The 25,560-nt window shown below is 66.8% G+C and carries 26 protein-coding genes; 5 read left to right on the top strand and 21 right to left on the bottom strand.

What is annotated here, in order from left to right; genetic code table 11:
* Positions 1 to 22 precede the first annotated feature (22 nt).
* The 6 genes from panB to AC07WS_RS24875 all read right to left on the bottom strand — a co-directional run bounded on the left by panB (position 23) and on the right by AC07WS_RS24875 (position 5,428).
* Complete coding sequence (gene panB, locus AC07WS_RS24850; RefSeq protein WP_494731650.1) at positions 23 to 874, bottom strand: 3-methyl-2-oxobutanoate hydroxymethyltransferase; 852 nt, start codon at positions 872 to 874, stop codon at positions 23 to 25.
* A 95-nt stretch (positions 875 to 969) separates the two neighbouring features.
* Positions 970 to 1,521, bottom strand: a complete 552-nt coding sequence (gene folK / locus AC07WS_RS24855) for a 2-amino-4-hydroxy-6-hydroxymethyldihydropteridine diphosphokinase (protein WP_494731651.1) — start codon at positions 1,519 to 1,521, stop codon at positions 970 to 972.
* 16 nt (positions 1,522 to 1,537) lie between these two features.
* Complete coding sequence (gene pcnB, locus AC07WS_RS24860; protein WP_494731652.1) at positions 1,538 to 2,929, bottom strand: polynucleotide adenylyltransferase PcnB; 1,392 nt, start codon at positions 2,927 to 2,929, stop codon at positions 1,538 to 1,540.
* On the bottom strand, positions 2,922 to 3,593 hold the full coding sequence (locus AC07WS_RS24865) for a histidinol-phosphatase (protein ID WP_494731653.1): 672 nt from the start codon (positions 3,591 to 3,593) through the stop codon (positions 2,922 to 2,924). Before AC07WS_RS24865 ends, pcnB begins: the two co-directional genes overlap by 8 nt.
* 11 nt (positions 3,594 to 3,604) lie before the next feature.
* Positions 3,605 to 4,291 carry a DnaA regulatory inactivator Hda gene (gene hda, locus AC07WS_RS24870; protein WP_161088999.1) on the bottom strand — a complete coding sequence of 229 codons (687 nt, stop codon included), beginning with the start codon at positions 4,289 to 4,291 and terminating at the stop codon, positions 3,605 to 3,607.
* Positions 4,292 to 4,339: 48 nt separating this feature from the next.
* Entirely contained in the window at positions 4,340 to 5,428 is a 1,089-nt protein-coding gene (locus AC07WS_RS24875; protein WP_494731654.1) for an AI-2E family transporter, read from the bottom strand.
* Between the two features lie 161 nt (positions 5,429 to 5,589).
* Between AC07WS_RS24875 and purM the strand changes: the two genes are divergently transcribed.
* On the top strand, positions 5,590 to 6,633 hold the full coding sequence (purM, locus tag AC07WS_RS24880; RefSeq protein ID WP_486060952.1) for a phosphoribosylformylglycinamidine cyclo-ligase: 1,044 nt from the start codon (positions 5,590 to 5,592) through the stop codon (positions 6,631 to 6,633).
* On the opposite strand, the gene AC07WS_RS24885 is transcribed toward purM, so the two are convergent.
* The 15 genes from AC07WS_RS24885 to AC07WS_RS24955 all read right to left on the bottom strand — a co-directional run bounded on the left by AC07WS_RS24885 (position 6,630) and on the right by AC07WS_RS24955 (position 21,618).
* Entirely contained in the window at positions 6,630 to 6,767 is a 138-nt protein-coding gene (locus AC07WS_RS24885) for a hypothetical protein (protein WP_494731655.1), read from the bottom strand. The two genes, purM and AC07WS_RS24885, sit on opposite strands and share 4 nt — an antisense overlap.
* Before the next feature lie 114 nt (positions 6,768 to 6,881).
* Positions 6,882 to 7,160, bottom strand: a complete 279-nt coding sequence (locus tag AC07WS_RS24890; RefSeq protein ID WP_494731656.1) for a hypothetical protein — start codon at positions 7,158 to 7,160, stop codon at positions 6,882 to 6,884.
* Between the two features lie 9 nt (positions 7,161 to 7,169).
* Entirely contained in the window at positions 7,170 to 8,384 is a 1,215-nt protein-coding gene (locus AC07WS_RS24895) for a 6-phosphofructokinase (RefSeq protein ID WP_494731657.1), read from the bottom strand.
* A gap of 57 nt (positions 8,385 to 8,441) precedes the next feature.
* On the bottom strand, positions 8,442 to 10,424 hold the full coding sequence (locus AC07WS_RS24900) for a S9 family peptidase (protein WP_494731658.1): 1,983 nt from the start codon (positions 10,422 to 10,424) through the stop codon (positions 8,442 to 8,444).
* Positions 10,421 to 12,442, bottom strand: a complete 2,022-nt coding sequence (locus AC07WS_RS24905; protein ID WP_494731659.1) for a S9 family peptidase — start codon at positions 12,440 to 12,442, stop codon at positions 10,421 to 10,423. The genes AC07WS_RS24900 and AC07WS_RS24905 overlap by 4 nt, the downstream gene beginning before the upstream one ends.
* A 94-nt stretch (positions 12,443 to 12,536) precedes the next feature.
* Complete coding sequence (locus AC07WS_RS24910; protein ID WP_494731660.1) at positions 12,537 to 12,962, bottom strand: hypothetical protein; 426 nt, start codon at positions 12,960 to 12,962, stop codon at positions 12,537 to 12,539.
* 19 nt (positions 12,963 to 12,981) lie between these two features.
* Positions 12,982 to 13,278 carry a hypothetical protein gene (locus tag AC07WS_RS24915; RefSeq protein WP_494731661.1) on the bottom strand — a complete coding sequence of 99 codons (297 nt, stop codon included), beginning with the start codon at positions 13,276 to 13,278 and terminating at the stop codon, positions 12,982 to 12,984.
* A gap of 44 nt (positions 13,279 to 13,322) precedes the next feature.
* On the bottom strand, positions 13,323 to 13,913 hold the full coding sequence (locus tag AC07WS_RS24920; RefSeq protein ID WP_494731662.1) for a hypothetical protein: 591 nt from the start codon (positions 13,911 to 13,913) through the stop codon (positions 13,323 to 13,325).
* 116 nt (positions 13,914 to 14,029) lie between these two features.
* Positions 14,030 to 14,659, bottom strand: a complete 630-nt coding sequence (locus AC07WS_RS24925) for a hypothetical protein (RefSeq protein WP_494731663.1) — start codon at positions 14,657 to 14,659, stop codon at positions 14,030 to 14,032.
* Between the two features lie 70 nt (positions 14,660 to 14,729).
* Positions 14,730 to 15,359, bottom strand: coding sequence for a hypothetical protein (locus AC07WS_RS24930; protein WP_494731664.1), 630 nt, complete (start codon positions 15,357 to 15,359; stop codon positions 14,730 to 14,732).
* A gap of 99 nt (positions 15,360 to 15,458) precedes the next feature.
* Positions 15,459 to 16,832: an RNA polymerase sigma factor gene (locus AC07WS_RS24935; RefSeq protein ID WP_494731665.1), complete on the bottom strand. Its 1,374-nt coding sequence runs from the start codon at positions 16,830 to 16,832 to the stop codon at positions 15,459 to 15,461.
* Positions 16,833 to 17,101: 269 nt separating this feature from the next.
* Entirely contained in the window at positions 17,102 to 19,156 is a 2,055-nt protein-coding gene (locus tag AC07WS_RS24940; protein WP_494731666.1) for a sodium:solute symporter family protein, read from the bottom strand.
* Positions 19,153 to 19,428: a DUF4212 domain-containing protein gene (locus AC07WS_RS24945; protein WP_494731667.1), complete on the bottom strand. Its 276-nt coding sequence runs from the start codon at positions 19,426 to 19,428 to the stop codon at positions 19,153 to 19,155. Before AC07WS_RS24945 ends, AC07WS_RS24940 begins: the two co-directional genes overlap by 4 nt.
* Entirely contained in the window at positions 19,421 to 20,941 is a 1,521-nt protein-coding gene (locus tag AC07WS_RS24950) for a sensor histidine kinase (protein ID WP_494731668.1), read from the bottom strand. Before AC07WS_RS24950 ends, AC07WS_RS24945 begins: the two co-directional genes overlap by 8 nt.
* Positions 20,938 to 21,618, bottom strand: coding sequence for a response regulator (locus AC07WS_RS24955; RefSeq protein WP_494731669.1), 681 nt, complete (start codon positions 21,616 to 21,618; stop codon positions 20,938 to 20,940). Before AC07WS_RS24955 ends, AC07WS_RS24950 begins: the two co-directional genes overlap by 4 nt.
* 181 nt (positions 21,619 to 21,799) lie before the next feature.
* On the opposite strand from AC07WS_RS24955, the gene recA reads away from it, so the two are divergent.
* The 4 genes from recA to sucC all read left to right on the top strand — a co-directional run bounded on the left by recA (position 21,800) and on the right by sucC (position 25,548).
* Positions 21,800 to 22,909, top strand: coding sequence for a recombinase RecA (recA, locus tag AC07WS_RS24960; protein WP_161095824.1), 1,110 nt, complete (start codon positions 21,800 to 21,802; stop codon positions 22,907 to 22,909).
* 73 nt (positions 22,910 to 22,982) lie between these two features.
* Positions 22,983 to 23,435, top strand: a complete 453-nt coding sequence (gene recX, locus AC07WS_RS24965) for a recombination regulator RecX (protein ID WP_494731670.1) — start codon at positions 22,983 to 22,985, stop codon at positions 23,433 to 23,435.
* 281 nt (positions 23,436 to 23,716) lie between these two features.
* Positions 23,717 to 24,301: a DUF2889 domain-containing protein gene (locus AC07WS_RS24970; RefSeq protein ID WP_117014001.1), complete on the top strand. Its 585-nt coding sequence runs from the start codon at positions 23,717 to 23,719 to the stop codon at positions 24,299 to 24,301.
* A gap of 77 nt (positions 24,302 to 24,378) precedes the next feature.
* On the top strand, positions 24,379 to 25,548 hold the full coding sequence (sucC, locus tag AC07WS_RS24975; RefSeq protein ID WP_161083978.1) for an ADP-forming succinate--CoA ligase subunit beta: 1,170 nt from the start codon (positions 24,379 to 24,381) through the stop codon (positions 25,546 to 25,548).
* The last annotated feature ends 12 nt before the right edge of the window (positions 25,549 to 25,560 follow it).

The following is a 25,560-nucleotide window of genomic DNA, read 5'->3' on the forward strand; positions in this document are numbered from 1 at the left end:
GTAGGTATGTCACAAGCTCAGCTTAGAAGCAATGCTCCAGCGCCGGGAAGCTGCCGTCCTTGACGGCGGCGACGTAGGCGGTGACGGCGGCGTCGATGCTGGTCTGGCCTTCCATGAAGTTCTTCACGAAGCGCGCCTTCCGGCCCGGGAACACGCCCAGCAGGTCGTGCATCACCAGCACCTGGCCCGAGCAGTCAGGACCCGCGCCGATGCCGATCGTCGGTATCGCCAGCAGCTCGGTCACTTCTTTGCCCAGCTGCGTGGGGATCGCCTCAAGCACCAGCAGCGATGCGCCGGCCGCCTGCATCTTCAACGCGTCCGCCTTCAGCAGGTCGGCGCTTTCGGTGGTCTTGCCCTGCACCTTGTAGCCGCCCAGCTGATGCACCGACTGCGGCGTCAGGCCGAGGTGGGCGCAGACCGGCACCGCGCGGTCGGTCAGGAAGCGCACGGTGTCGGCCAGCCACGCGCCGCCTTCCAGCTTGACCATGTGCGCGCCGGCCTGCATCAGCTGCACGGCGTTGGCGTACGCGGTCTCCGGCGTGCCGTAGGCGCCGAACGGCAGGTCGGCGACGATCATCGCCGACTTGCTGCCGCGCGCCACGGCCGCCGTGTGGTAGGCCACTTCGGCCACCGTCACCGGCAGCGTCGACTGGTGGCCGTTGCAGACCATGCCGAGCGAATCGCCGATCAGCAGGATTTCGACGCCGCAGCGGTCCATCAGCGAGGCGAAGCTGGCGTCGTAGCAGGTCAGCATGGTGATCTTTTCACCGGCCGCGCGCAGGGTTGCCAGCGTGGGGATGGTGACTGCCTTGTTGGCGACCGCTTTGGCCGGTGCAGGTGCGGTGGTGGCGGCAGGCTTGTGGCTCGCGGCCATTTCGTTTCCTTGCAAATAACCAGACATGGGAAATCCTTTAAAGATGTAGAGGCACGGCGATAGTGTAGTCCCGAATGCTATCGCGTGCAGGGGAGTCAAATAATGGGGCTGATGCCCTGGTCGGCGACCGACGCGGCATACTGCTGCGCCGCGCCCTTGCCGGGGATGTGAATGGCCGGCGCCAGTTCCAGCAGCGGCACCAGCACGAAGGCGCGCTCGGTCATGCGCGGATGCGGCACGGTCAGCGTGGCGCTGGCGATCCGCTGGTCGCCGTACAGCAGCAGGTCCAGGTCCAGCGTGCGCGGGGCGTTGCGGTAGGGCCGTTCGCGGCCGTGCGCCTGCTCGATGCCGTGCAGCGCCCGCAGCAGCGCCTCGGCGTCGAGCGTGGTGGCGATGCGGGCCACGGCGTTGATGTAGTCGTCGCCGCTGGAATCGATCGGCGCGGTGCGGTACAGGCCCGATGCCGCCATCAGCGTGCAGCCGGGCAGGCGTTGCAGGCGCTCCAGCGCGTCGGCCACGTTGCCGCGCGCGTCGCCCAGGTTGGCGCCGATGCCGATGTAGGCGATGGTGAAGGCGAACGGCGCGCCATCGTCCGGCTGCGCGGTGAGCGCGGCCGAAGGGTTGCCGTCTTTGCCGATGCTGTTCATGGTGCGATGGTGCTGCTTAGTCGCCGCCGCCCTGGCCGCCGTCGCCGGAACCGCCGGCATGGCCGCCCTCGGCGCCGCCCTTGCTGCGGCCACCGCGGCGCGGTGCGCGTTTGCGCTTGGCGCCGCCGCCGGCCGGCTGGTTGGCCGTCGCGATCAGGTCTTCACGGGTGGCTTCGTCGCCTTCATAGAACGCGGTCCACCATTCGCCCAACTCGGCGTCGATCTCGCCCGAGGCGCAGCGCAGCAGCAGGAAGTCGTAGCCGGCGCGGAAGCGCAGGTGCTCCAGCAGCTTGTGCGGCGACTTGCCGGTGCGGCGCTCGAAGCGCGGCTGCATCGACCAGATGTCGCGCATGTCGGAGCCGATCTTGCGCTGCAAGGCCAGCTTCTCGGTCTGCGAATCGAGCACGTCGTCGGCCGCCAGGTGCAGCGCGGGGATGGTCTGCTCGCCGGCGGCGCGGTAGGCGGTCCACTTCTCCAGCACCTGGTGCCACAGCAGCGACGCAAACAGGAAGCCCGGCGACACGGTCTTGCCGGCGTGGATGCGGGCGTCGGTCGAGTCCAGCGCCAGCGTCACGAACTTGGCGCCCAGCGGCTGCTCCAGCACCACGTCCAGCAGCGGCAGCAGGCCGTGGTGCAGGCCTTCCTTGCGCAGCTGCTGCAGGCAGGCCAGCGCCTGGCCGCTCATCAGGAGCTTGAGCATCTCGTCGAACACGCGCGCCGCAGGCACGTTGTCGATCAGCGACGCCATCACCGGAATCGGTGCGCCGGTGTTCGGCTCGATGGTGAATTTGAGCTTGGCCGCGAAGCGCACCACGCGTAGCATGCGCACCGGGTCTTCGCGGTAGCGCGCCTCCGGCTGGCCGATGATGCGCAGCGTCTTGGCGCGGATGTCCTCGATGCCGCCGTGGTAGTCCAGCACCTGCTGGTTGGCCGGGTTGTAGTACATGGCGTTGATGGTGAAGTCGCGCCGCACCGCGTCCTCCGCCTGCGAGCCGAAGGTGTTGTCGCGCAGGACGCGGCCATGTTCGTCCTTGGGTGCGTTGTCCAGCGTGGTGCCTCGGAAGGTGGTCACCTCCAGCAGGTCCTGGCCGAACATCACGTGCACGATCTGGAAGCGCTTGCCGATGATGAAGGCGCGGCGGAACAGGCGCTTGACCTGCTCCGGCGTGGCGTTGGTGGCGATGTCGAAGTCTTTCGGCTTCACGCCCAGCAGCAGGTCGCGCACGGCGCCGCCGACCACGAAGGCTTCGTAGCCGGCTTCCTGCAGGGTGCTGGTGACGCGCACCGCGTTCGACGACAGCAGGCGCGGGTCGATGCCGTGGGCTTCGGGGCCCAGCACCACCGGCGTGCAGGTGTCGCGGGCCTTGCTCTTGGTGCCGAGGATTTTGCGGATCAGTTTCTTAATCATTGAATAGGTCAATTAATGGCCAGCCTTGGGCTGTGGCGTGCGTTTTCAGTGCGGCGTTGGGGTTGGTCGCCACCGGATGGCTGACGATGGACATCAGCGGCAGGTCGTTGTGCGAATCGCTGTAGAAGTGGACGGTGCCGAAGTCTTCCAGCTTCTTGTCCATCTTCGCCAGCCAGGCCTTGGTGTGCGTGACCTTGCCCGCGCCCTGGGTCGGGGTGCCGAGCAGCTTGCCGGTCAGCTTGCCGTCGGCGTCGGTCTCCGGCATGGCCGCGATCAGGTGCTCCACGCCCAGCGCCTTGGCGATCGGCGCGGTGACGAAGTGGTTGGTGGCGGTGACGATGGCCACCAGGTCGCCGGCGTCGATGTGCTTTTGCAGCAGCGCGCGCGCCGACGGGCGGATCGCCGGCAGCACCACCTCGGCCATGTACTGCTCCTGCATGGCCTGCAGCCGCTCCTGCGGGAACGAGGCCAGGGTGCCGAGCGAGAACTCCAGGTATTCCACCGGGTCCAGCGTGCCGGCCTGGTACTGGGCGAAGAATTCATCGTTGCGGCGGGCGAATTCGGCGGCGTCCACGGCGCCGATGCGCACTAAAAACTGCCCCCACTCGTAGTCGGAGTCGATCGGCAGCAGCGTGTGGTCGAGGTCAAATAAGGCTAAGTTCATGCAGGATTTCGTCATTCTTTAGCTTCCGCCTGCAACCACTCGCGCAGCAGCGGCAGGGTGATCGGGCGTTGGGTTTCCAGGGAATATTGGTCCAGCGAGTCCAGCATCGTCGACAGCGACCGCATGTCGCGCTGAAAATGGGACAGCAAGTAGGGTATCACGCCGGGCGACAGCGTCAAGCCGCGGGCGGTGGCGGCGGCCGTCAGCGCGGCCACCTTTTCGTCGTCGGTCAGGCCGTGGATCTGGTAGATCAGGCCCCAGCCCATGCGCGTGCGCAGGTCCTCGCGCACCGGCAGCACCGCCGGCGCCACCGCGCCGCTGCACACCATGAAGGCGTTGTTGGCGCGGATTTCATTGAACAGGGCGAAGGCGTCGATCTGCGCCAGCGGCGACAGCTTCTCGCAGTCGTCCAGCAGGTACAGGTCCACCTCCGGCGAGTAGACGAATTCGGACTCGATGGAAAACGGCGAGATGTAGCGCGCGCGCAGCTGCTCGGCCTCGCCGCCGGCGCTGGCCAGGGCCTTGAGCAGGTGGGTCTTGCCGACCCCGCCCGCGCCCCACAGGTAGGCGAAGTGCTCGCGCGACGTGCGGTCGGCGAACTGCGCCATCAGCGCTGCCGCTTCGGCATTCTGTCCCACCTCGAACGATGCGAGGCTGTGCGCCTGGTCCGCGCCTAAATCGAGCACCAGCTGTTTCATGGCGTTCGCCTGTTTGTGGTCTTTTGCATAACGTTTTTCTGTTTCACGTCACGCATTATAGAAGCTGCTGCTCAGGTAGTGGCGGCGCAGATGCTTAAATGCCACCATCAGCACCGCCGAAGCGGGCAAGGCGAGCAGCACGCCGACAAAGCCGAACAGCTGGCCGAAGGCCAACAAGGCGAAGATCACCGCCAGCGGATTGAGGCCGATGCGCTCGCCCACCAGGCGCGGCGTGAGGAAGAAGCCCTCCAGCACCTGGCCGGCGCCGTAGATGCCGGCCACCGCGATCACGCCGCTCCAGTCGGTAAACTGCAGCACCGCCGAGATCAGCGCCAGCACCAGGCCCAGGCCGAAGCCCAGATAGGGGATGAACACCAGCAGGCCGGTGATGATGCCGACCGGCAGGGCGACGTCGAAGCCGGCGATGGCCAGCGCCACCGAGTAATACACCGCCAGCACGAACATCACCAGCAGCTGGCCGCGCAGATACTGGGCCAGCAGGGTGTCGACCTCCTCGGCCATGGCCATGGTGGCGCCTATCCAGCGGCGCGGCACGCAGCCGGCGATGCGGGCCAGCATCGGGTGCCAGTCCAGCAGCAGGTAGAACAGCACCACCGGGATCAGCACCAGCGTGGCGATCCAGCCCAGCACTGCGGTGCCGCCCACGCGCGCCGAATTGAGCACGGCGGTCCAGATCTCGTCGCCGCTGGTGGCCATCTGCTGCGACACCAGCTTCTTGATGCCGGCGCTGTCGAGCCTCACCTTGACGCCCATTTCCTGCAGCTTGGGGCCGAGCAGGTCGTTGGCCTTGGCCAGGAAGGCGGGGATCTGCGCCTGCAGCAGCGGGATCTCCTTCTGCAGCACCGGCACCACGATCAGCACCAGCGTGGCGATGGCGGCGAAGAACAGCACCACCACCACCAGCACGGCCAGCGCGCGCGGCACCCGCATCTTCAGGCGGCCGAGGCGCAGGTGGTCGAGGAAATCGACGCCCGGATTGAGCGCGTAGGCGATGATGGCGGCGGCCAGGAAGGGCGTGAGCACCGGTCCCAAAGTGACCAGCAAGAGGAAGAATGCCGCCCAGATCGCCACCCAGAATGCCGTTTGCTTTTGCTCTACCGAGAGGGGAAATGGCATGGAAAGTGATTTAGATAGTTAAAAACGGCTGTTGGACGGGGCATTTTGATAAAATAGCGGATTGACCGGGTTGTTGCGCCGCATTTTGCGCATTTTCGTGGCTTTTTGCTACGAAACAGGTCTCCGCCTTCTATTTTACCGCCTCCGCTGCGAAATACACCATGAGCCAAACTTCTAATGTTTCCCTGTCCTACCGTGACGCCGGCGTCGATATCGACGCGGGCGACGCTTTAGTCGAAGCGATCAAGCCTTTTGCCAAGCGCACCATGCGCGAAGGCGTGATGGGCGGCTTGGGCGGTTTCGGCGCCATGTTCGAGATCAGCAAGAAGTACAAGGAGCCGGTGCTGGTCTCCGGCACCGACGGCGTGGGTACCAAGCTGAAACTGGCGTTCGAGCTGAACCGCCACGACACGGTCGGCATCGACCTGGTCGCCATGAGCGTCAACGACATCCTGGTGCAGGGCGCCGAGCCGCTGTTCTTCCTCGACTACTTCGCCTGCGGCAAGCTGGACGTGGCCACCGCCACCGACGTCATCAAGGGCATCGCCCAGGGTTGCGAACAGGCCGGCTGCGCGCTGATCGGCGGCGAGACGGCGGAAATGCCGTCCATGTACCCGGCCGGCGAATACGACCTGGCCGGCTTCGCGGTCGGCGCGGTGGAAAAATCCAAGATCATCGACGGCACCAAGATCGCCCCGGGCGACGTGGTGCTGGGCCTGGCCTCGTCGGGCGTGCACTCCAACGGCTACTCGCTGGTGCGCAAGATCATCGAAGTGGCCAAGCCGGATCTGGAAGGCGACTTCCACGGCCGCAAGCTGGCCGACGTGCTGATGCAGCCGACCCGCATCTACGTCAAGCCGCTGCTGGCGCTGATGGCCTCGATGGAAGTCAAAGGCATGGTGCACATCACCGGCGGCGGCCTGGTCGAGAACATCCCGCGCGTGCTGCAGCCTGGCCTGGTGGCCGAGCTGGACTCGAAGGCGTGGACCATGCCTCCGCTGTTCACCTGGCTGCAGCAGCACGGCGGCGTGGCCGACGCCGAGATGCACCGCGTGTTCAACTGCGGCATCGGCATGACCGTGATCGTGTCGAAGGACAACGCCGCGGCCGCCATCGCCCAGCTGGAAGCGGCCGGCGAGACCGTCTACACCATCGGCGCCATCCGCGCCCGCGTCGGCGACGAGCACCAGACCATCGTCGTTTAATCGATCGTCTTTTTAAAGAAGCGGACCACGCCCCGGCGTCGTCCGCTTTTTTTACGCGAAATCGCCTTGACGGCGGAAATGGCGGTACGGCTCGAACTGGTGTTCGATCGATCCGCCATGTGCTGGATGGCCATGCAGGCTGCGCATGACGTGACGCAGGCGAGAAAAAAGGTCGATCCCGCTACGGTTCGACCTTTTGTTTTTCCGGTACGGACAGACGCGGCCTGAGCACCTGAGCTGATTCGCTGTTACTTGCGCTGATCCGGCGGTAGCGGCGGCATGCCGCCCTCGGGCACGGCGACCACGCCTTCGCGCATCTTCTTGCACACGCCCTTGACGTCCTCGCCGCGCCGGCCCTTGAAGGTGACCTTGGCGCCTTCGGCCTTGCCCTTGCAGGCGTCGATCGCCTCCTGCGGCGGGCCGCGCCTGCCGTCGGGCGGCGGTGGCTGGTTGGCGTTCTGCGCGGCGGCGGCCACGGCGGCGCCGGCCAGCATGGCCAGCAGCAGGCCGCGTTGGAATATGCTCATCTTCATCTCCTATTTCTTCAGAATTTTTTCCACCGGCGACGGCCGCAGGCGGAAGGCGTCCGGCATGCCCGAACCCAGCAGCGGGCGCAGATACATGCGGAAGGCGTCGGTCACGTCGGTGCCGCTGGCGCTGATGAACTCGTCCTCCATCACCCGCGTCTTGCCGGCCACGTCGGCCAGCGCCATCAGCTCGTAGTCGACCGAGTAGAAGCCGGTGCGCTTGATCGCCACCGAGCCGTCGCGTCCGCCCCACATGGCGAACTGCACCGCCTTCTCGCCCACCTCGCGCGCCTCGCGCTGGTCCACGTCCGACACGCAGCCGATGAAGGACCGTTGCAGATAGCCGAAGGTGTCGCCGCGCACGCGCTTGATGCCCAGCCTGGCCTTGATCTCGTCGCACAGCAGGTCGGCCAGCGCGCCCGTGCCCGACAGCTGCACGTTGCCGTGCGCGTCGCGCTCGATCTCCTTGGCCAGCAGGCTGGCGATCGGTTCGCCGGAGGCGTCGTGGATGCCCTCGGACACGGCGATCACGCAGCGACCGTGGCGCGCGTAGGTGGCCTTGACGTCGGCCAGGAACTGCTCCAGCGAGAACACGCGCTCGGGCAGATAGATCAGGTGCGGGCCGTCGTCCGGGAACTTCTTGCCCAGCGCCGAGGCGGCCGTGAGGAAGCCGGCGTGGCGGCCCATCACCACGCCCACGTAGACGCCGGGCAGGGCGGCGTTGTCCAGGTTGGCGCCGGCGAAGGCTTGCGCGACGAAGCGGGCCGCCGACGGGAAGCCCGGCGTGTGGTCGCTGCCGACCAGGTCGTTGTCTATGGTCTTGGGGATGTGGATGCTGCGCAGCGGATAGCCGGCCTGCTGCGCCTGCTCGCTGACGATGCGCACCGTGTCGGACGAGTCGTTGCCGCCGATGTAGTAGAACTGCTCGATCTCGTGCGCGCGCAGGACCTTGAAGATCTCGGCGCAATAGGCCAGGTCCGGCTTGTCGCGCGTGGAGCCCAGCGCCGACGACGGCGTGGCCGCCACCAGCTCCAGGTTGTGGCTGGTCTCGCGGGTCAGGTCGACCAGGTCTTCGTTGATGATGCCGCGCACGCCGTGCAGCGCGCCGTAGACGCGGCTGACGTCGCGGAAGCGGCGCGCCTCCAGCACCACCCCCGCCAGCGACTGGTTGATGACGGCGGTGGGACCGCCTCCCTGTGCGACCAAGATTTTTCCCGACGACATGCGCGCTCCTCCGTAGACGTTGAACAGGTTTGCTGCAACAAGACTATAGCGCGACTTTCAGCGCGCGCCGATATTCTTGTCGAGGAAATGCTCCACCCTGGTCCAGAAGTCGATGCGGTTCTTCGGCAGCGCCCAGCCGTGGCCTTCCTCCGGGTACTCGATCCACTCGGCGCGCGGATTGCCGGCCTTGACCGCGTCGTAGAACTGCAGCCCGTGCGTGATCGGCACCCGCACGTCGGCGCCGCCGTAGGCCAGCAGCAGCGGCTGCGTCACGCGCGCCGCCTGGCGCAGCGGCGAGGTGGCTTGCAACTGCGCCGCGTCCTTGACCCGGTCGCCGATCAGCGCCGGCATGCCGTACTGCTTCCAGCCCTGCGGCAGGTCGGAGGCGTAGCGCCAGCCGCTGTCGTACAGCAGGTCGATGTCGGTCACGCCCACCCAGTCGATGCCGCACTGGTACAGATCGGGATCGTTGATCAGGCCCATCAGCGTGGCGTAGCCGCCGTAGCTGGCGCCGGCGATGCAGATGCGGCCGGCGTCGGCCGTGCCCTGGGCGATGGCCCAGCGCGTGCCGTCGGCGATGTCGTCCTGCATCTTCAAGCCCCACTGCTTCCAGCCGGCGCGGAAGTGCGCGTTGCCGAAGCCGGTGCTGCCGCGGAACTCCGGCTCCAGCACCGCGTAGCCGCGCGTGGCCAGGAACTGGGCGTCGGCGTTCCAGTTCCAGCTGCCGCCGCGCAGGTAGGGGCCGCCGTGCACCAGCACCACCATCGGCAGGTGCTGGTCGCGGCCGCCCGGCGGCAGCGTCAGCCAGGCCGGGATGTCGAGGCCGTCGCGCGCGGTGTAGTGCACCAGCTCGCGGCTGCCCATGTCGGCCGGCTTGATCTGCGGCGCCAGGCTGCCGACCTCGCTCATGCGCCGGGTCTCGGTGTTGAACACCAGCGTGCGCTGCGGCTGCTTGTCCGAGTACGACTGCACCAGCACCCACGCCGTCTCCGGCCGGCTGGCCGGGGTGATCAGGTTGATGGTGCCGGGCAGGATGGCGTCCACCGTCTTTTGCAGCGCCTTCATGCCGGCGTCGAACCAGACCGTGCCCTCGGCGTCGCCGTGCACGCGCACGCCCAGCAGGCGCTGGTCGCTGACGATCAGGTGGCCGCTGAAATCGAAGCCGTCCAGCGTCACCAGCGGTTGGTCGGACAGCTTGTTGTGGACCAGGTCGTAGCGGTACAGCGCGCTGCGGTCCCGGCCGGCGTGGTTGGTCACGTACAGCGTGCCGTCCGGGCCGAAGGCCAGCGGATCGAAGCCGCCGGCGCCGCCGGTGTAGGCGTTGAAGCTGGCCAGCGTGCGCCACTGGCCGGTGGCCGGGTCCAGGTAGTGGATGGATTCGGTGTTCTGGTCCAGCGTCTCGACCAGGCGCGGCTGGCCTTGCTGGTCCAGCAGCCAGCCGCGCGCCACGCCCGGATGCTCGACCGCGCGGGTGACGCCGGTGCGCGTGTTCAGCCGCAGCAGGTCGGACGCCGCCAGGATGCCGGCGCCGCGGATGTCGGCGTCGGTGACGTAGACCTCCTCGCTGTCCTGCGCGCCGGCCTGGTCCAGCATGTAGGTGTGCCAGGGCAGCAGTTCGCGGCCGCCGTCGCCGCTCTGGAAGAACGGGTTGTTGCGCCTGGCCAGCTGGCGGAAGTGCTTGCCGTCGCGGTCGACCACGAACAGGCCGGGGCCGAAGCGCGCGTCGCGCCGGCCTACGCTCTTGTCGACTGTGCTGAACAGCAGGCGCTCGTTGTTGACCCACTGCGCCTGGCCGATGTCGGTGTCGCGGAACTGCGCCACCATGCGGGCGCTCAGGTCGGACAGGTCGACCACGGCCAGGCCGTCGCGCTTGTCGTCGGCGCCGATGAAGGCGGCCAGGTAGCGGCCGTTGGGCGAGAGCATGGCGCCGTTGAAGACGGGATTGGCGAAGAAGCTGGCCACCGGCGGCGGCGCGGCCTGGGCGCGGCAGGCGGCCGTCAGCGCGAGCGCGGCCAGCAGCATGTTGCGGACGGCCTTCATTGCGCGGCTCCCGCGCCGATGTGCTTGTCGAGGAATCGCTCGACCCGGGTCCAGAAGTCGAAGCGGTTCTTGGGCAGCGCCCAGCCGTGGCCCTCATCCGGATACTCGATCCACTCGACGTCGGCGTTGGTCTGCTTGACCGCCTTGTAGAACTTGGTGCCGTGCGGCAGCGGCACGCGCTGGTCGGCGCCGCCGTAAGCCAGCAGCAGCGGCTGCTTGATGCGGGCCGCCTGCAGCAGCGGCGACGTGGCCTTCAGCTGGTCGGCGTCCTTGACCGGGTCGCCGACCAGTTCCGGGATGCCGTACTGCTTCCAGCTGTCCGAAAAGTCCGATATGTAAGCCCAGTGGCCGTCGTGCATCAGGTTGATGTCGGTCACGCCCGCCCAGTCGATGCCGCACCGGTACAGCTCGGGATCGTTGATCAGGCCCATCAGCGTGGCGTAGCCGCCGTAGCTGGCGCCGGCGATGCAGATGCGCTTGGCGTCGGCCGTGCCGCGGGCGATGGCCCAGCGCGCGCCGTCGGCGATATCGTCCTGCATCTTCAAGCCCCATTGCTTCCAGCCGGCGCGGTAGTGGCGCACGCCGAAGCCGGTGCTGCCGCGGTATTCCGGCTCCAGCACCGCGTAGCCGCGCGAGGCCAGGAACTGCGCCTGCGGCTCCCACTCCAGGTTGCCGCCGCGGACGTAGGGTCCGCCGTGCACCAGCACCACCATCGGCAGGTGCTTGCCGCCGCCCTGCGGCGTGGTCAGCCAGGCCGGGATGTCGAGGCCGTCGCGCGCCTTGTAGTGCACCATGGTCTTGTGCGCCATCTGCATCGGGTTGATGGCCGGATAGGTCGAGCCCACCGCCGTCAGCTGCTTGGTGTCGCGGTTGTACAGGAAGCTGCGCGAGGGCCAGACGTCGCTGAACGCGCGCACCAGCACCCACGGCGCCTGCGGCTGGGTCGGCGGCGTCAGCAGGTTGACGGTGTTGGGCAGCATGGCGTCCAGCTGGTCCTGCATCGCCTTCATGCCGGCGTCGAACCACACCGTGCCGGTGGCGTCGGTCAGGTAGCGCACGCCGAGGATCTTGTTGCGCTCCATGATCAGGCGGCCGCGGAAGTCGTAGCCGTCCAGCTTGACGATGGGCTGCTCGGAGACGGTGTTGGTGGCCAGGTCGTAGCTGTGGATCGCCGAGCGGTCGCTGTCCTTGTTCATGACCACGTACAGCGTGCCGTCCGGCCCGAACGCCAGCGGCGTGAAGGCGTTCTTGCCGCCGGTGTAGCTGTCGAAACCGGTCAGTTTGCGCCAGGCGTTGGTGGCCGGATCGCGGTACCAGATCTCGCTGGTGCGCTCCTTCAGGGTTTCGGTCAGGCGCGGCTCGCCCTTGTTGTCCAGCAGCCAGCTCATGCTGTCGCCGGGGCGGGCGATGGTGGCCTGCACGCGCCCGGTCAGGGTGTTGATGCGTTGCAGGTCGATGTGGTCCACCTGGCCCAGGCCGCTGAAGGCCGAATTGAGCACGTACATGTATTCCGAATCCTGCGCGCCGGGCTGGTCCAGCATATAGGTGTGCCACGGCAGCAGCTCGCGCGTCAGCGAGCTGCCGGAGCCGGCGCTGATGAAGGGCTTGCCGTTGCGCATGGCCAGCTGGAGGAAGTGGGTGCCGTCGCGGTTGATCGCGTACAGGCCGGGCGCGTAGCGCTGGTCGCCCTGGGCCAGCTGGTGGTCGGCGGCGGTGAAGGCCAGGCGCTCGTCGCTGATCCACTGGAAGCGGCCGATGTCGGCGTCGCTGAAGTTGCCCACCACCTGGACCGTGTTCGGCCCCAGTTCCACCACGGCCAGGCGGTCGCGCTGGTTCTTGGAGCCGACCTTGACGGCCAGGTATTTGCCGCTGGGCGAGAGCTGGGCTTCATTGAATTCCGGATTGCCGAAGAAGGCTTCGACCGGTGGGCGGGGCGGCGGCGCGTCGGCGGCCTGGGCGGCGTGGAAAGCCTGGCTGGCGGCGCAGGCCGCCAGCAGCAGGATGGTGCGAAATTTCATGGGCGCTCTCGTGCGGGTTGGTCGGGCTGTTACGCAAAACAGCCAAGCACCGGACAATAGCACCAAGTTGCCAAATCCGCCACAGGCGCGGGCGTCATGGCGGCAGCGGCGGCGCGCTGCGGTCGGCCAGTATCGCCACCAGGCCATACGGCGGCCAGCCGTCGACCACCGGGGCGTCGCTGTTCAGCAGCAGCGTCAGGTCGACCTTGGCGGCGCTGCCGATTTGGGCGCCGGCATATTGCATCCGCCAGCCGTAGAAGGTGGCGACGGGCACCCGGTGGTGCGGAGAGCTGGCCCGGATCTGCACAAACGCCACCTGGGTGGGCACGGCGGAGGGCAGGTTGCGCTGGGCGAACTGCAGGGCCGTCTTGCGCATGTCGTCCGACGGTTGCACCCTGGTGCCGACCCAGCTCACCTCGTTCCTGAGCGCGGGCTGGCCGATCGCGGCAGGCAGCAGCCAGAGGCCGGTCAGGAACAATAAGCCCGCGAACAGGCACGCAATCATGGGGTAGCGGTACATGGCATTTCCTTTCGTCCGTTTAGGGGTGGCCGCGGCCGGACGGGCCGGCGGCGTCGGGGGCTTCATCAGGCGCGATCGCGCCGGGGGAGAAGTCGACGATGCGTTGGACCAGCTCGGTCACCAACTCGCATTCCGCGTCGCGCTTGGCATGCTCCAGCCGCTGCAGGATGTCGTGCAGCAGCGCCATGATGGCGGACTTCTTCATGCCGCTCTGGTTGGCCGCGACGACTTGCCGCGACAGGCCGGTCAGGGTGAACGCGCCGCCGCCGTCCAGGCAGTGCTGGCAGTGCTGTTGCAGTGGAGAGGATCGTTGCATGATGAAGCCCCTTTTCTGTCGAGTTTGTACCTAAGGCATGCCGCTCAAGGGCAGGGCGCCGCCGGCGGCGGCACGATGGTCCAGTGGGCTGCGGTGCCGACCACGGCTGCCTGGAGGGCGGCCAGCGTCACGCCGGGCACCACGCTCGTCACCAGCGCATGCATCGGCGCGGCCAGCAGGGGCGGCGCGGCCGGCAGCGAGGCGGCGGACGACGCCAGCGTGACCGGCAACGGATGGGCAATCAGGTCCAGGCGCCATACCCGCAGCGCGGCTGGATTGCCGGGCGTGCCATTCCAGTTGTTGCCGGCGGGACGGGCGTGCGGCGGCAGCTGGCAGGCGTCGGCATCGTTGGCCGACCAGACCACCGACATGCCTTGTGCCGCGCCCTGGCCGTTGGTCGGCTGCACCAGAGCGAGGGCGCCAGGATTGCCCACATCGTTCGGGCGCACCGTCAGGCCCGTCGCGTTGACGGCGGTGCTGGGCCGGGGCGGCACCGGCGCCGGAATGGCCGGATCGAGACGCATGCCGCGATACAGGTATTGTTGCGCGTGGGCGCCGCCGGCCAGCGCGCCGGCAAACAGCGCGAGCAGGAACAGGGCGCGGCGGCGGAAGACTGCAAATGCGGTGGTGTTCATCAGGGTTCTCCAGTCATGACAAGGACGTTGCATAAGGGCCGCCGCGGGGGCGGCGGGGGAGTCACCGGCTCATCGCCCGGCGCCTGTATGACGAAGGCGGCGCGCAGCTGTGAGCGTTATTCGTCGAGATCGCTGCGGAAGTGGAAGCTCCAGCGGTTCTTGTTGCGGCAGACCTCGATGCTCAGCTGCGCCATGCCCTCGTCCAGCGGAAACGCGGTCATGTCGGTAAACGCCTGCACGGAAAAGTTCTCGCCGGTGACCATGGGCGCGGCCACCATGCAGTACAGCGTGGGCGTGTATTCGAAGGTGCAGGTCATGCCCCAGTCGATGCGCGGCATCGTCACCACCGGACTGCCGCCGACCTGCCAGATGCAATCGACGCTGGCGTAGGGGATGGTTTGATTGAACACGCCGGCCTGCGTCGGCGTCAGCCGTGCGGCCGCCATGCCGGCCGGCGCCCGGCCGAGCGTGGGCGAGAGCTGGTCCTGCCGTTCGACCAGCAGCAACTGGCCGCGCCGCACCGGGTGCGGGGCCGACCAGGTCTGGTTGCCGCCTGCGCTGGCGGTCTGGACGCGGGCGCTGATGGCGGCGTCGAACTGGAAGCGCGCGGTCGCCTCCGACGAGATATCCAGGTCTTGCCACGCGTGGATCCGGTAGTCGGTCCTGGCGCCGCGCGGCTGCAGGAACACCAGCACCCGCTTGCCGTGCATCTCCGCGACGCGTGAATGGACGCTGCATTCGATCATATTGTCCTCCTTCGGTGTGTGGCCGCAATGGCCGGGCGGGCCGCGACGGCGGCGGCCCGCCCGGCGGGGATTACTGCGCGTCGAAGTCGAAGGTCCACAGGCCCTGGTTGCGGGTCAGCGTGACATTGACTTCGGTGGCCGTGATCGGCATCACGTACTGCGTCATGTCCGAGAAGTTCTGGACGATGTAGGTCTGGCCCACCATCGGCGGCGTCGCCACCATGAAGTAGAAGTTGGGCAGGTACTCGAAGCTCACCGTCATGTTGGTATCGACGTAGGGCATGGTCACCACCGGCTTATCGTTCACATACCAGTTGCTGTCGAACTGGGTGTAAGGATTGGTCTGGTTGATGACGCCGCATTGCTGCGGGGTCAGCTTGGTTTGCGCCAGCGAGGTCGCGGCCGGCTGCAGCTTGGGCGAGAGGCCGCTGGGGCTGACCGCCGACAGCAACTGGCCAGGCAGCAGCGGCTGGCGTCCGGAAACGATTTTGTTGTCGTTGACGCCGATGCTGGTGACGTCGGTCGAGATGTTGGCCTCGTAGCCGAACGATTCGGTCGCGCCGGCCGAACCGGTCAGCACCTGCCACGCATGGATCTGGTAGTTGCGCTGCGGGTTCTGCGGCTTCAGGAAGACCAGCACGGTCTTGCCTTGCAGCTCGTCGGAACCGACGTTGTAGTTGACGTTGAATTGGGTAGCCATTCCTTGCTCCTGGTTGTGGGACTGCTGCGGACTCGGCAACAAGACCCCGTCGCGGAACGAGTCCGCGATTTTTCGCGACGGGTATGAAAGGGGGGCGGCCTAGTCGCCGCCGAGCGCGCTGCGCTGGCTGAAGCTGTATTGCGGCACGCCGCCCTCGTCGGCCTGCAGCTTGACGACGATCGCGGTGGCGTTGGCCGGCGCCTTGTAGGGCTGCGCCCGCTGGAGGTCGGACGGCTCGTAGATGCGCTGGCCGGCATGGCTGGACGGCACCGGGAAGAACAGCAGCACGCCGTGGTCGGGCTGGTAGTGGGCGGCGCTGCCGCTTTGCACGCCGCGCGTGACGCCGACCCGGCGGGCATGGCGCGGATCGGCGTCGCCCAGATACCAGTCGATGTCCACCGAGAGCGGATCGGCGGCGGCCGCCGGCACGACGATTTCGACGCAGCTGTCGCCGCCCTTGTTCTGCGGCTGCAGGCCGAAGCGCTCGCCGTCGGCCACCAGCAGATAGCTGCGTCCGGGATGGACCGGGTGGCGCGCGCCGGCGTCAGGGGTCCATGGCTGGCCGCTGCGGCGCACGCCGGCATACAGGTTCTCTTCGTGGCAGAACAGCTCTTCGGCTTGGGGCGAGGCGCGCAGGAATTGCCAGGCGGTGTAGGCGAAGGTCGGGCCCGGGGCGGCGGCGGCGTCCGCCTCCTGGCTGGGTTTGAGCATCAGGTTGCGTATCGCCACCGCGGTGGCCGATGCCACGTCGATGTTCTTCAGCGTGTAGTACGTTCCCATGATCTCTCCTTTAATTGGCCTGTGTTCGCTTGCAGCGGTCCCGGTTAGGACGGATGCCGCGGCCGCGCTGTGAATCTTTTTTTGGCGCCCGGCGTTCGTTGCATGGCGCTGCGGTCCCAGGTAGGCGCGCAGGTACTCGCCCAGCAGCTTGCGCGCCTCCTGGATCAGCTTGCGGGCCAGGACTTCGTTGATGGCCAGATGGGCGGCGATCTCCTTGTACGGCGCCTCGTCGTGAAGGCGCATGCGCGCGGCCGCCTGCAGGCGCGGCGGCAGGCGGTCGAAGGCCAGGCGCAGATGCCGGCGCAATTCGTCGTTCAGGTATTGCTGCTCCGGCGACGGCGCGTCGGCGCCATAGGCCGAGCCGAGAAAGGTCAGCTCGTCGTCGCGCCGCGCCATCGCCCGGCGTTCGCGCTGGTCGTCGATGAACTGGTTCTGCGCCACCCGGTACAGCCAGCCGCCCAGATGGCGTATCTGTTCCATCTGCGTCGGCGGCTCGCTGTAGAGTTTGAGCATGACGCGGCTGAACAAGTCGTTGGCGTCCTCGCGGTTGCCGCGGGTGAGCTGGCGGCAGCGTCCCATCAGGAAGGTCCGGTAGTTCCAGGCCAGCGCTGCCGACTGGTCCGGATCGCCGCTGGAGAGGCTTGGCGGGTTGTGGTGTGCAAGCGCCGGGTCGAACGAGATATCGATTTCCACTTCGGTTCCCTTTCCGTTTCAAGGCAGGGTTGCCGGCGGTATGCGGAAAACCCTGAGTGAAAGACGGAAGGTGTTTGATGCTGTGAAATATTGTGAAAATTCTATCTTTGAAGTGAGGGCGCGGGACCGCTGGAAATTAAACGGAGCCAAGTGGGATAAGGAGAAGATGGGAATGCCGCGCCGTCGGCATGGCGAGCTCTACGGCTTCCCGCTTGCTAGTCGAAATGCCGCGGCGGTGCGCGCCGCGGCAAAGGCACGCCGGCGCGCGCCTACGCTTCCGGCGCGCGGATATAGTCGACCAGCGCGCCGGTCTGGGGCGCCGGCGGCGGCGTGAGCAGGCTGACCGCGACCATCGTCAGCAGGCCGGCCGGCACGCCGAAGATGCCGGCCGAGATAGGCGCGATGTGGAACCATTGGCCGGCCGCGCCGCCGCCCAGCGTGGGACTGGCGTGCAGCATGTAGTACAGGCAGACCGCGAAGCCGGCCGTCATGCCGGCCAGCGCGCCCTGGTAGTTGGCGCGCTTCCAGAACACGGCCAGCACCAGCGCCGGGAACAGCGCCGAGGCCGCCAGCGAGAACGCCGCGCCCACCAGCGACAGGATGTCGCCCGGCTTCTGCGAGGCGGCGTAGGCGGCGATGAAGGCCACGCCCAGCAGCAGCAGCTTGGAGATGGTCACCCGCTTCTGGGTCGAGGCGCCGCGGTCGACCAGCTTGTAGTAGACGTCGTGCGACAGCGCGTTGGAAATCGCCAGCAGCAGGCCGTCGGCGGTCGACAGCGCGGCGGCCAGGCCGCCCGCCGCCACCAGGCCGGACACCACGTAGGGCAGGCCGGCGATCTCCGGCGTGGCCAGCACCAGCACGTCGGCGTCGATGGTGATCTCGGCCAGCTGCACCACGCCGTCGTGGTTGATGTCGCTGATACTGAACAGCGGATTGGCCTTGTCCACGTTGGCCCAGTATGACACCCAGTTGGGCAGGTGGGCGTAGTCGCTGCCGACCAGCGCGCTGTAGATGTCGTACTTGACCAGCACCGCCAGCGCCGGGATGGTCAGGTAGATCAGCAGGATGAAGAACAGCGTCCAGAACACCGACACCCGCGTCTCGTGCACCGACGGCGTGGTGTAGGCGCGCATCAGGATGTGCGGCAGCGCGGCCGTGCCCAGCATCAGGCAGAACACCAGCGCCAGGAAGTTGTTGCGCTTGATGTCCGAGGTCTCGGGGTCGCCGGGGTAGGGCGTGGCGTGCGGCGTGATCGGTTCGGCGCGCGCCAGGTTCTGGTCGCGCGCCTCGCTCCAGCTGCGCGCGGCCTCGTCGGTGTTCTTCGGATAGGCGATCAGCGCCCGCTCGGCGTTGCGGATCTCCAGCAGCGAGGCGTTGCGCAGCTTGACGCGGTCGAGCTTGCGCTGGAGCTCGCCGCGGCCCGCCTCCCACGCGGCCGGCAGCGCGCGCAGGCGGGTGTCGAGCTCGGCGGCGCGCTGGCGGAAGATGGCGCGCACCTCGGCCTCCTTCGGATCGTTCTGCAGCACGGCCTCGCGCGCGCCCAGCTTGGGCAGCAGCTTGCCGTAGGCCAGTTGCGGGATGGGGTTGTCGGTGTGCTTGCCGGACAGCCAGACCGCCGGCATCAGGAAGGCCACCAGGATGATGATGTACTGCGCCACCTGGGTCCAGGTGATGGCGCGCATGCCGCCCAGGAAGGAGCACACCAGGATGCTGGCCAGGCCGAGGAAGATGCCGACCGAGAAATCGACGCCGGTGAAGCGCGAGGCGATCAGCCCCACCGCGTAGATCTGCGCCACCACGTAGGTGAAGGAGACGATGATGGTGGCGCAGACCGCCAGCAGGCGCACCGCGCGCCCGCCGCGGCCGTCGCCGTCGCCGCCGCCGTAGCGCGCGGCCAGGAAGTCGGGGATGGTGTACTGGCTGAACTTGCGCAGATAGGGCGCGATCAGCAGCGCCACCAGGCAGTAGCCGCCGGTCCAGCCCATGATGTAGGCCAGGCCGTCGAAGCCGTGCAGGTACAGGCCGCCGGCCAGGCTGATGAAGCTGGCGGCGGAGATCCAGTCGGCGGCGGTGGCCATGCCGTTGAACATGGCAGGCACGCGCCGTCCGGCCACATAGTATTCCAGCACGTTGGAGGTGCGGCTGAGCACGCCAATCGAGGCGTACAGCACGATGGTGGCGAACATGAACAGGTAGCCGATCCAGGTGCGCGACATGCCTTCCTGCTCCAGCACCGACAGCGCCACCAGGAAGCAGGCGAAGCCGGCGGTGAACAGCAGGTAGTAGCTGCGCAGGCGCTGGAAGAAGCTGCGGGCGGCCTTCACGCGCGCGGCTCCGGCTTGGCTGCCGCCGCCGCGCGGTCGAGCTTGCGCATGCGCCAGGCGTACAGCGCCAGGATGGTCAGGTAGACCAGCGACGCGCCCTGCGCCGCCAGGTAGAACGACAGCGGCCAGCCGAACACGCTCAGGCCGGCCAGCTCGCGGGCGAAGAAGGCGGCGCAGAAGCCGGTCGCCAGCCACACCAGCAGCAGGATCGCGGTCAGGCGGCGCGTGCGCTGCCAGTGCTGGACGCGGCTCAAAGGCGGGCTCTTATCCATAGTACGGCGGCTCGCTTTCCGGTTCCGGCGGACGCGGCGGCAACGGGAAGGTCAGCCGGAACAGTGCGCCCGGCAGCTTCGACTGCTGCGCGCGCGGGTTGTTGTAGATGTCGACCTCGGCGCCGTGCTGCTGGGCGATCTCGCGCACGATGGCCAGGCCCAGGCCGCTGCCCTCGGCCTTGTTGCCGAGGATGCGGTAGAAGCGCTCGAACACCCGCGCGCGCTCGGCCTGGGCGATGCCGGGGCCGGTGTCCTCGACCTCCAGGAAGCCGTGCTCGGCGTCGCCGCGCACGCGCACGGTGACGCTGCCGCCGGCCGGCGTGTAGCGCAGCGCGTTGTCGATCAGGTTCGACAGCAGCTCGCGCAGCATGGTCGGGTTGCCGACGATGTGCACCGGCTCGGCCGGCGCCTCGTAGCCCAGGTCGATGCGCTGCGCGAACGAGGCCGGCACCCAGTCCTGCACCGCGCTGCGCGCCAGCTCGGACAATTCCAGCGGCAGCATGGCGGTGCCGGCCTGCGGCTGGTTCTCGGCGCGGGCCAGGGCCAGCAGCTGGTTGACCAGGCGGGTGGCCGCCTCCGAGCTCTTGGCCAGCTGCTCCAGCGAGCGGTGGATTTCGCCGCTGTCGGTCTGGCGCAGCGCCAGCTCGGACTGCATGCGCATGCCCGCCAGCGGCGTACGCATCTGGTGCGCGGCGTCGGCGATGAAGCGCTTCTGCATCTCGATCGACAGCGACAGCCGCGCCAGCATGTCGTTGAGCGAATTGACCAGCGGCGAGATCTCCTCCGGCACCTGGTTGGAGGCGATGGGGCTGAGGTCGTCCGAGCTGCGCGCGCGGATGCGCTCCTGCAGCTGCGCCAGCGGCGACAGCCCGCGCGCCAGCGCGAACCACACCAGGGCCAGCACGATGGGCAGGATGATGAACTGCGGCAGGATCACGCCCTTGATGATGGCGTTGGCCAGCTGGCCGCGCTTCTCCAGCGTCTCGGCCACCTGCACCAGCGCCAGCTGCGGATCGTCGACGGCGTCGCGCTCCAGCCGCACGTAGGCGTAGGCCACGCGCACCGGCGTGCCGTGCATGGTGTCGTTGCGGAAGCGCACGCTGCTGCGCGGCTTGTCGTCTTCGTCGATGACGGGCGGCGGCAGGTCGCGGTCGCCGTCCACGTGCTCGCCGTGCGGGCCCTGGATCTGGAAGTAGACGCTGTCGACGTCGTCGGCGCGCAGGATGTCGCGGGCCGGGCCGGACAGGCCCTTGATGAGCTTGCCGTCCACCGCGCGCACCTGCTGCGCCAGCACGGTCACGCTGTCCTCCAGCGCGTGGTCGAAAGGCTGGTTGGCGATGGACTTGGCCACCAGGTAGGTGATCGCGATGCTCATCGGCCACAGCAGCAGCAGCGGCGCCAGCATCCAGTCCAGGATCTCGCCGAACAGCGAGTGCTGGATGTCGTCGTCGGCCTCGGCCGCCGGCGGCTGGTATTCCAGATCCTGCTGCGGTGGCGAGGCCGGCGGCGTCACTTGGCGGCGTCCGAGAATTTCTCCAGGCAGTAGCCCAGTCCGCGCACGGTGGCGATGCGGATGCCGCCCACCTCGATCTTCTTGCGCAGCCGGTGCACATAGACCTCGATGGCGTTGTTGCTGACCTCCTCGCCCCACTCGCACAGGTGGTCGACCAGCTGTTCCTTGGACACCAGGCGGCCGCTGCGCGCCAGCAGGATTTCCAGCAGGCCCAGCTCGCGCGCCGACAGGTCCAGCATCTGCTCGTTGATGTAGGCGCTGCGGCCGACCTGGTCGTAGCTCAGCGGCCCGTGCCTGACCACGGTGGCGCCGCCGCCGGCGCCGCGCCGGGTCAGCGCGCGCACCCGCGCCTCCAGCTCGGACAGCGCGAAGGGCTTGGCCATGTAGTCGTCGGCGCCCAGGTCGAGGCCGTTGACGCGCTGTTCGATCGAATCGGCCGCCGTCAGGATCAGCACCGGCAGCAGCGAGGCGCGCGCGCGCAGGCGGCGCAGCACCTCCAGCCCGGATAGCTTGGGCAGGCCCAGGTCCAGGATCAGCAGGTCGAATTCCTGGGTCGACAGGGCGGTGTCGGCCTCCTGGCCGTTGCCGACGCAATCGATGGCGTAGCCGGACTGGCGTAGCGAGCGGGTCAGGCCGTCGGCCAGTACGCTGTCATCCTCGGCAAGTAAAATACGCATGTAAGGTACTCCGGCTGCAGAAGCTTGTATTGTGTTGCATTTCGCGCAGGGTGGCGAGTTTTTGTGCTATCTCAAAATTGTTTAAAAATCGTGCTTGCATTAAGCACTGTTTTTTTATACAGTGCTGCCTGTACCGACGAATTCGACGAATTTGCACCCACCTACTGGTTGAAAGAACATTATGGACGATAAAAAAGCTGTTGTACCTGCATCTGAAAAGGCTAAGGCGCTCGCTGCCGCGCTGGCCCAGATTGAAAAGCAATTCGGCAAAGGCTCCGTAATGCGCATGGACGCCAACGCGCCGATCGAGGACGTGCAGGTGGTGTCGACCGGCTCGCTGGGCCTGGACATCGCCCTGGGCGTCGGCGGCCTGCCGCGCGGCCGCGTGGTGGAAATCTACGGTCCTGAATCGTCGGGCAAAACCACGCTGACCCTGCAGACCATCGCGGAAATGCAAAAACTGGGCGGCACCTGCGCCTTCATCGACGCCGAGCACGCGCTGGACGTGGGCTACGCGCAGAAGCTGGGCGTCAATCTGCACGAGCTGCTGATCTCGCAGCCGGACACGGGCGAACAGGCGCTGGAAATCTGCGACGCGCTGGTGCGTTCCGGTTCGGTGGACATGGTCGTGGTCGACTCCGTCGCGGCGCTGACGCCGCGCGCCGAGATCGAAGGCGACATGGGCGATTCGCTGCCGGGCCTGCAGGCGCGTCTGATGTCCCAGGCGCTGCGCAAGCTCACCGGTTCGATCAACCGCACCAACACCCTGGTCATCTTCATCAACCAGATCCGCATGAAGATCGGCGTCATGTTCGGCAGCCCGGAGACCACCACCGGCGGCAACGCGCTGAAGTTCTACGCCTCCGTGCGCCTGGACATCCGCCGCACCGGCTCGATCAAATCGGGCGACGAGGTGATCGGCAACGAAACCAAGGTCAAGGTCGTCAAGAACAAGATCGCGCCGCCGTTCAAGGAAGCGCACTTCGACATCCTGTACGGTGCCGGCACCTCGCGCGAGGGCGAGATTCTTGATCTGGGCGTGGAAGCGAAGATTGTCGAGAAGTCCGGTTCGTGGTACAGCTACAACGGCGAGCGCGTCGGCCAGGGCAAGGACAACGCCCGCATCTTCCTGCAGGAGCGTCCGGAGCTGGCGTGGGAAATCGAAAACAAGGTGCGCGAATCGCTGGGCGTGCGCGCGCTGCCGCCGCTTAACACCGACAAGGGCGACACCGTCGTCAAGCTGAAATCCGTCGACAAGGCGGACAAGGGCGACAAGGCCGACGCAGCGTAAGCGGCGTCCGCTTTATCCCGAACCACCGCGCTGTTGATTCAGCCGGTGGTTTTCTCATTGCGCAGAGGGTTTTATGGCAGCACCGCAACTGAGCCTGAAGGCACGCGCCCTGCGCTTCCTGTCGATGCGCGAGCACAGCCGCATGGAGCTGGGCCGCAAGCTGGCGCGCTACGCGGAGGAGGGCGACGATGTCGAAGCCCTGCTCGACCTGCTGGAAAAGAACAACTGGCTGTCGCAGGAGCGCTTCTCGGAGGCGCTGATCCACCGCCGTTCGGCCCGCTTCGGCAACAGCCGCATCGTCGCCGAGCTGCAAAGCCACGGCATCAAGGGCGAGGAGCTGCAGGAGCTCAAGGCCGGCCTGGCCGAGGGCGAGACCGAGCGCTGTGTCGAGGTGTGGAACCGCAAGTTCGGCACCGTGGCGGCCGATCCGCAGGAACGCAACAAGCAGATGCGATTCCTGCTGCAGCGGGGCTTTTCCCAGCGCGCCGTGCAGACCGCGCTCAAAGGCGCGCCGGAAGACGAGTGAGATCGAACCCCAAATCCACAGGCAGGGGTACCACCGCACCGCACCATGTAATGTTTCCATGACAGAAATAAGACTGGTGAATTTCTTGCCAAAAGGCTCACGAAACGGCCATTTTCAGCGCTCAAAGTTATGTTCTGGCGCAACTTGAGGCACCGATGTGCTACACTTTTGGGGTTTTTGCAGCGCCGCAGGTGCGGTAGTTGTCCGTAGAAGCTGCGGACACGTGCGATTCAGCACATGGCTGCTTACTAAATTTCTGCCGCGAGAGCGGCATCGGTCTTATGTCCCTGTCAACTCCAGTTACCCGACGTGCGCTGCGGCACACGCGCGCAATTGCCGTCCAAGCGTACGCGCGCGATGACGGCCTGTGGGATCTTGACGCCCATATCACCGACATCAAAGTCATCGACACCATGCTGGCCTCCGGCCCGCGCGCTGCCGGCACCCCGCTGCACGACCTGCACCTGCGTTTGACCGTCGATCTGCAACTGACCATCGTCGATGCCGAAGCCGCATCCGATGCCGTGCCGTATCCCGGTTACTGCGACACCATCGCCCCCGATTACAAGAAACAGCTCGTCGGCCTGAACCTGATGAAGGGTTTCCGCCACGAGCTCAAGCAACGCCTGGCCGGCACCGCCGGCTGCACCCACCTGACCGAACTGGCGCAGATCCTGCCCACGGCCGCGGTGCAGGCGTTCGCCAACGATGTCTGGTCGACCAACGACGCGGCCACCGAAGACCAAGGTGTGCCGCGCCACAAGCCGTTTCAACTCGACAAATGCCATGCCCTGCGCACCGACGGCGGGGCAGTGGCGCAGTTTTACCCGCGCTGGGTGGCCAAAGCAGCACCAGGTGGCGCGTAGCAATCCCTGCTTACCAGTTTCACACATTTCGCAGTATCAACCGATTTTTACACATCAGCATCAGAAGGGAAGCCAGCATGAAAATCCATGAGTATCAAGGCAAAGAAATCCTCCGAAAATACGGAGTGACGGTTCCGCGCGGTATTCCGTGCATGTCCGTTGAAGAAGCAGTCAAAGCTGCTGAAACCTTGGGCGGCCCAGTCTGGGTTGTGAAAGCACAGATCCACGCCGGTGGCCGTGGTAAAGGCGGCGGCGTGAAAGTTGCCAAGTCGCTGGAACAAGTCAAGGAATACGCCGAGCAAATCATGGGCATGCAGCTGGTCACGCACCAGACCGGCCCTGAAGGCCAGAAAGTACGCCGCCTGCTGATCGAAGAAGGCGCGGACATCAAGAAAGAACTGTACGTATCGATGGTCACCGACCGCGTCTCGCAGCGCGTGGTGCTGATGGCTTCCTCCGAAGGCGGCATGGACATCGAAGAAGTCGCTGAAAAGCACCCGGAGCTGATCCACTCGATCGCCATCGATCCATCCGTCGGCCTGACCGACGCTGAAGCGGCCGGCATCGCCGCCAAGATCGGCGTGCCGGAAGCTTCGATCGCCGACGCGGTCGCCAACCTGAAAGGCCTGTACAAAGCCTACTGGGAAACCGACTCGTCGCTGGCCGAAATCAACCCACTGATCCTGACCGGTTCGGGCAAGGTCATCGCACTGGACGCCAAGTTCAACTTCGACGCCAACTCGCTGTTCCGTCAACCAGAAATCGTCGCCTACCGCGACCTGGACGAAGAAGATCCAGCCGAAGTCGAAGCATCGAAATTCGACCTGGCCTACATCTCCCTGGACGGCAACATCGGCTGCCTGGTGAACGGCGCCGGCCTGGCCATGGCCACCATGGACACCATCAAGCTGTTCGGCGGCGAGCCAGCCAACTTCCTGGACGTAGGCGGCGGCGCCACGGCTGAGAAAGTGACCGAAGCGTTCAAGATCATGCTGAAAAACCCAGGCCTGAAAGCCATCCTGGTCAACATCTTCGGCGGCATCATGCGCTGCGACGTGATCGCCGAAGGCGTGATCACCGCGGTCAAGGCCGTGTCGCTGAACGTGCCGCTGGTGGTCCGCATGAAGGGCACCAACGAAGACCTGGGCAAGAAGATGCTGGCCGATTCCGGTCTGCCTATCATCGCAGCCGACACCATGGAAGATGCAGCGAAGAGCGTAGTCGCCGCCGCTGCCGGTCAAGCTTAATTAAGGAATCAA

The organism is Duganella sp. GW821-FHT01E12 (assembly GCF_059422325.1).

What these genes read in the sequence shown, in the direction of transcription:
- AC07WS_RS24955 (WP_494731669.1), bottom strand. Translation starts at nt 21,618, where the DNA reads ATGCGTATTTTACTTGCCGAGGATGACAGCGTACTGGCCGACGGCCTG.
- AC07WS_RS24915 (WP_494731661.1), bottom strand. Translation starts at nt 13,278, where the DNA reads ATGCAACGATCCTCTCCACTGCAACAGCACTGCCAGCACTGCCTGGAC.
- AC07WS_RS24865 (WP_494731653.1), bottom strand. Translation starts at nt 3,593, where the DNA reads ATGAACTTAGCCTTATTTGACCTCGACCACACGCTGCTGCCGATCGAC.
- pcnB (WP_494731652.1), bottom strand. Translation starts at nt 2,929, where the DNA reads ATGATTAAGAAACTGATCCGCAAAATCCTCGGCACCAAGAGCAAGGCC.
- recX (WP_494731670.1), top strand. Translation starts at nt 22,983, where the DNA reads ATGGCAGCACCGCAACTGAGCCTGAAGGCACGCGCCCTGCGCTTCCTG.
- folK (WP_494731651.1), bottom strand. Translation starts at nt 1,521, where the DNA reads ATGAACAGCATCGGCAAAGACGGCAACCCTTCGGCCGCGCTCACCGCG.
- AC07WS_RS24895 (WP_494731657.1), bottom strand. Translation starts at nt 8,384, where the DNA reads ATGTCGTCGGGAAAAATCTTGGTCGCACAGGGAGGCGGTCCCACCGCC.
- AC07WS_RS24885 (WP_494731655.1), bottom strand. Translation starts at nt 6,767, where the DNA reads ATGGCCATCCAGCACATGGCGGATCGATCGAACACCAGTTCGAGCCGT.
- AC07WS_RS24875 (WP_494731654.1), bottom strand. Translation starts at nt 5,428, where the DNA reads ATGCCATTTCCCCTCTCGGTAGAGCAAAAGCAAACGGCATTCTGGGTG.
- recA (WP_161095824.1), top strand. Translation starts at nt 21,800, where the DNA reads ATGGACGATAAAAAAGCTGTTGTACCTGCATCTGAAAAGGCTAAGGCG.
- panB (WP_494731650.1), bottom strand. Translation starts at nt 874, where the DNA reads ATGGCCGCGAGCCACAAGCCTGCCGCCACCACCGCACCTGCACCGGCC.
- AC07WS_RS24890 (WP_494731656.1), bottom strand. Translation starts at nt 7,160, where the DNA reads ATGAGCATATTCCAACGCGGCCTGCTGCTGGCCATGCTGGCCGGCGCC.
- hda (WP_161088999.1), bottom strand. Translation starts at nt 4,291, where the DNA reads ATGAAACAGCTGGTGCTCGATTTAGGCGCGGACCAGGCGCACAGCCTC.
- AC07WS_RS24930 (WP_494731664.1), bottom strand. Translation starts at nt 15,359, where the DNA reads ATGGCTACCCAATTCAACGTCAACTACAACGTCGGTTCCGACGAGCTG.
- purM (WP_486060952.1), top strand. Translation starts at nt 5,590, where the DNA reads ATGAGCCAAACTTCTAATGTTTCCCTGTCCTACCGTGACGCCGGCGTC.
- AC07WS_RS24945 (WP_494731667.1), bottom strand. Translation starts at nt 19,428, where the DNA reads ATGGATAAGAGCCCGCCTTTGAGCCGCGTCCAGCACTGGCAGCGCACG.
- AC07WS_RS24900 (WP_494731658.1), bottom strand. Translation starts at nt 10,424, where the DNA reads ATGAAGGCCGTCCGCAACATGCTGCTGGCCGCGCTCGCGCTGACGGCC.
- AC07WS_RS24925 (WP_494731663.1), bottom strand. Translation starts at nt 14,659, where the DNA reads ATGATCGAATGCAGCGTCCATTCACGCGTCGCGGAGATGCACGGCAAG.
- AC07WS_RS24970 (WP_117014001.1), top strand. Translation starts at nt 23,717, where the DNA reads ATGTCCCTGTCAACTCCAGTTACCCGACGTGCGCTGCGGCACACGCGC.
- sucC (WP_161083978.1), top strand. Translation starts at nt 24,379, where the DNA reads ATGAAAATCCATGAGTATCAAGGCAAAGAAATCCTCCGAAAATACGGA.
- AC07WS_RS24910 (WP_494731660.1), bottom strand. Translation starts at nt 12,962, where the DNA reads ATGTACCGCTACCCCATGATTGCGTGCCTGTTCGCGGGCTTATTGTTC.
- AC07WS_RS24905 (WP_494731659.1), bottom strand. Translation starts at nt 12,442, where the DNA reads ATGAAATTTCGCACCATCCTGCTGCTGGCGGCCTGCGCCGCCAGCCAG.
- AC07WS_RS24920 (WP_494731662.1), bottom strand. Translation starts at nt 13,913, where the DNA reads ATGAACACCACCGCATTTGCAGTCTTCCGCCGCCGCGCCCTGTTCCTG.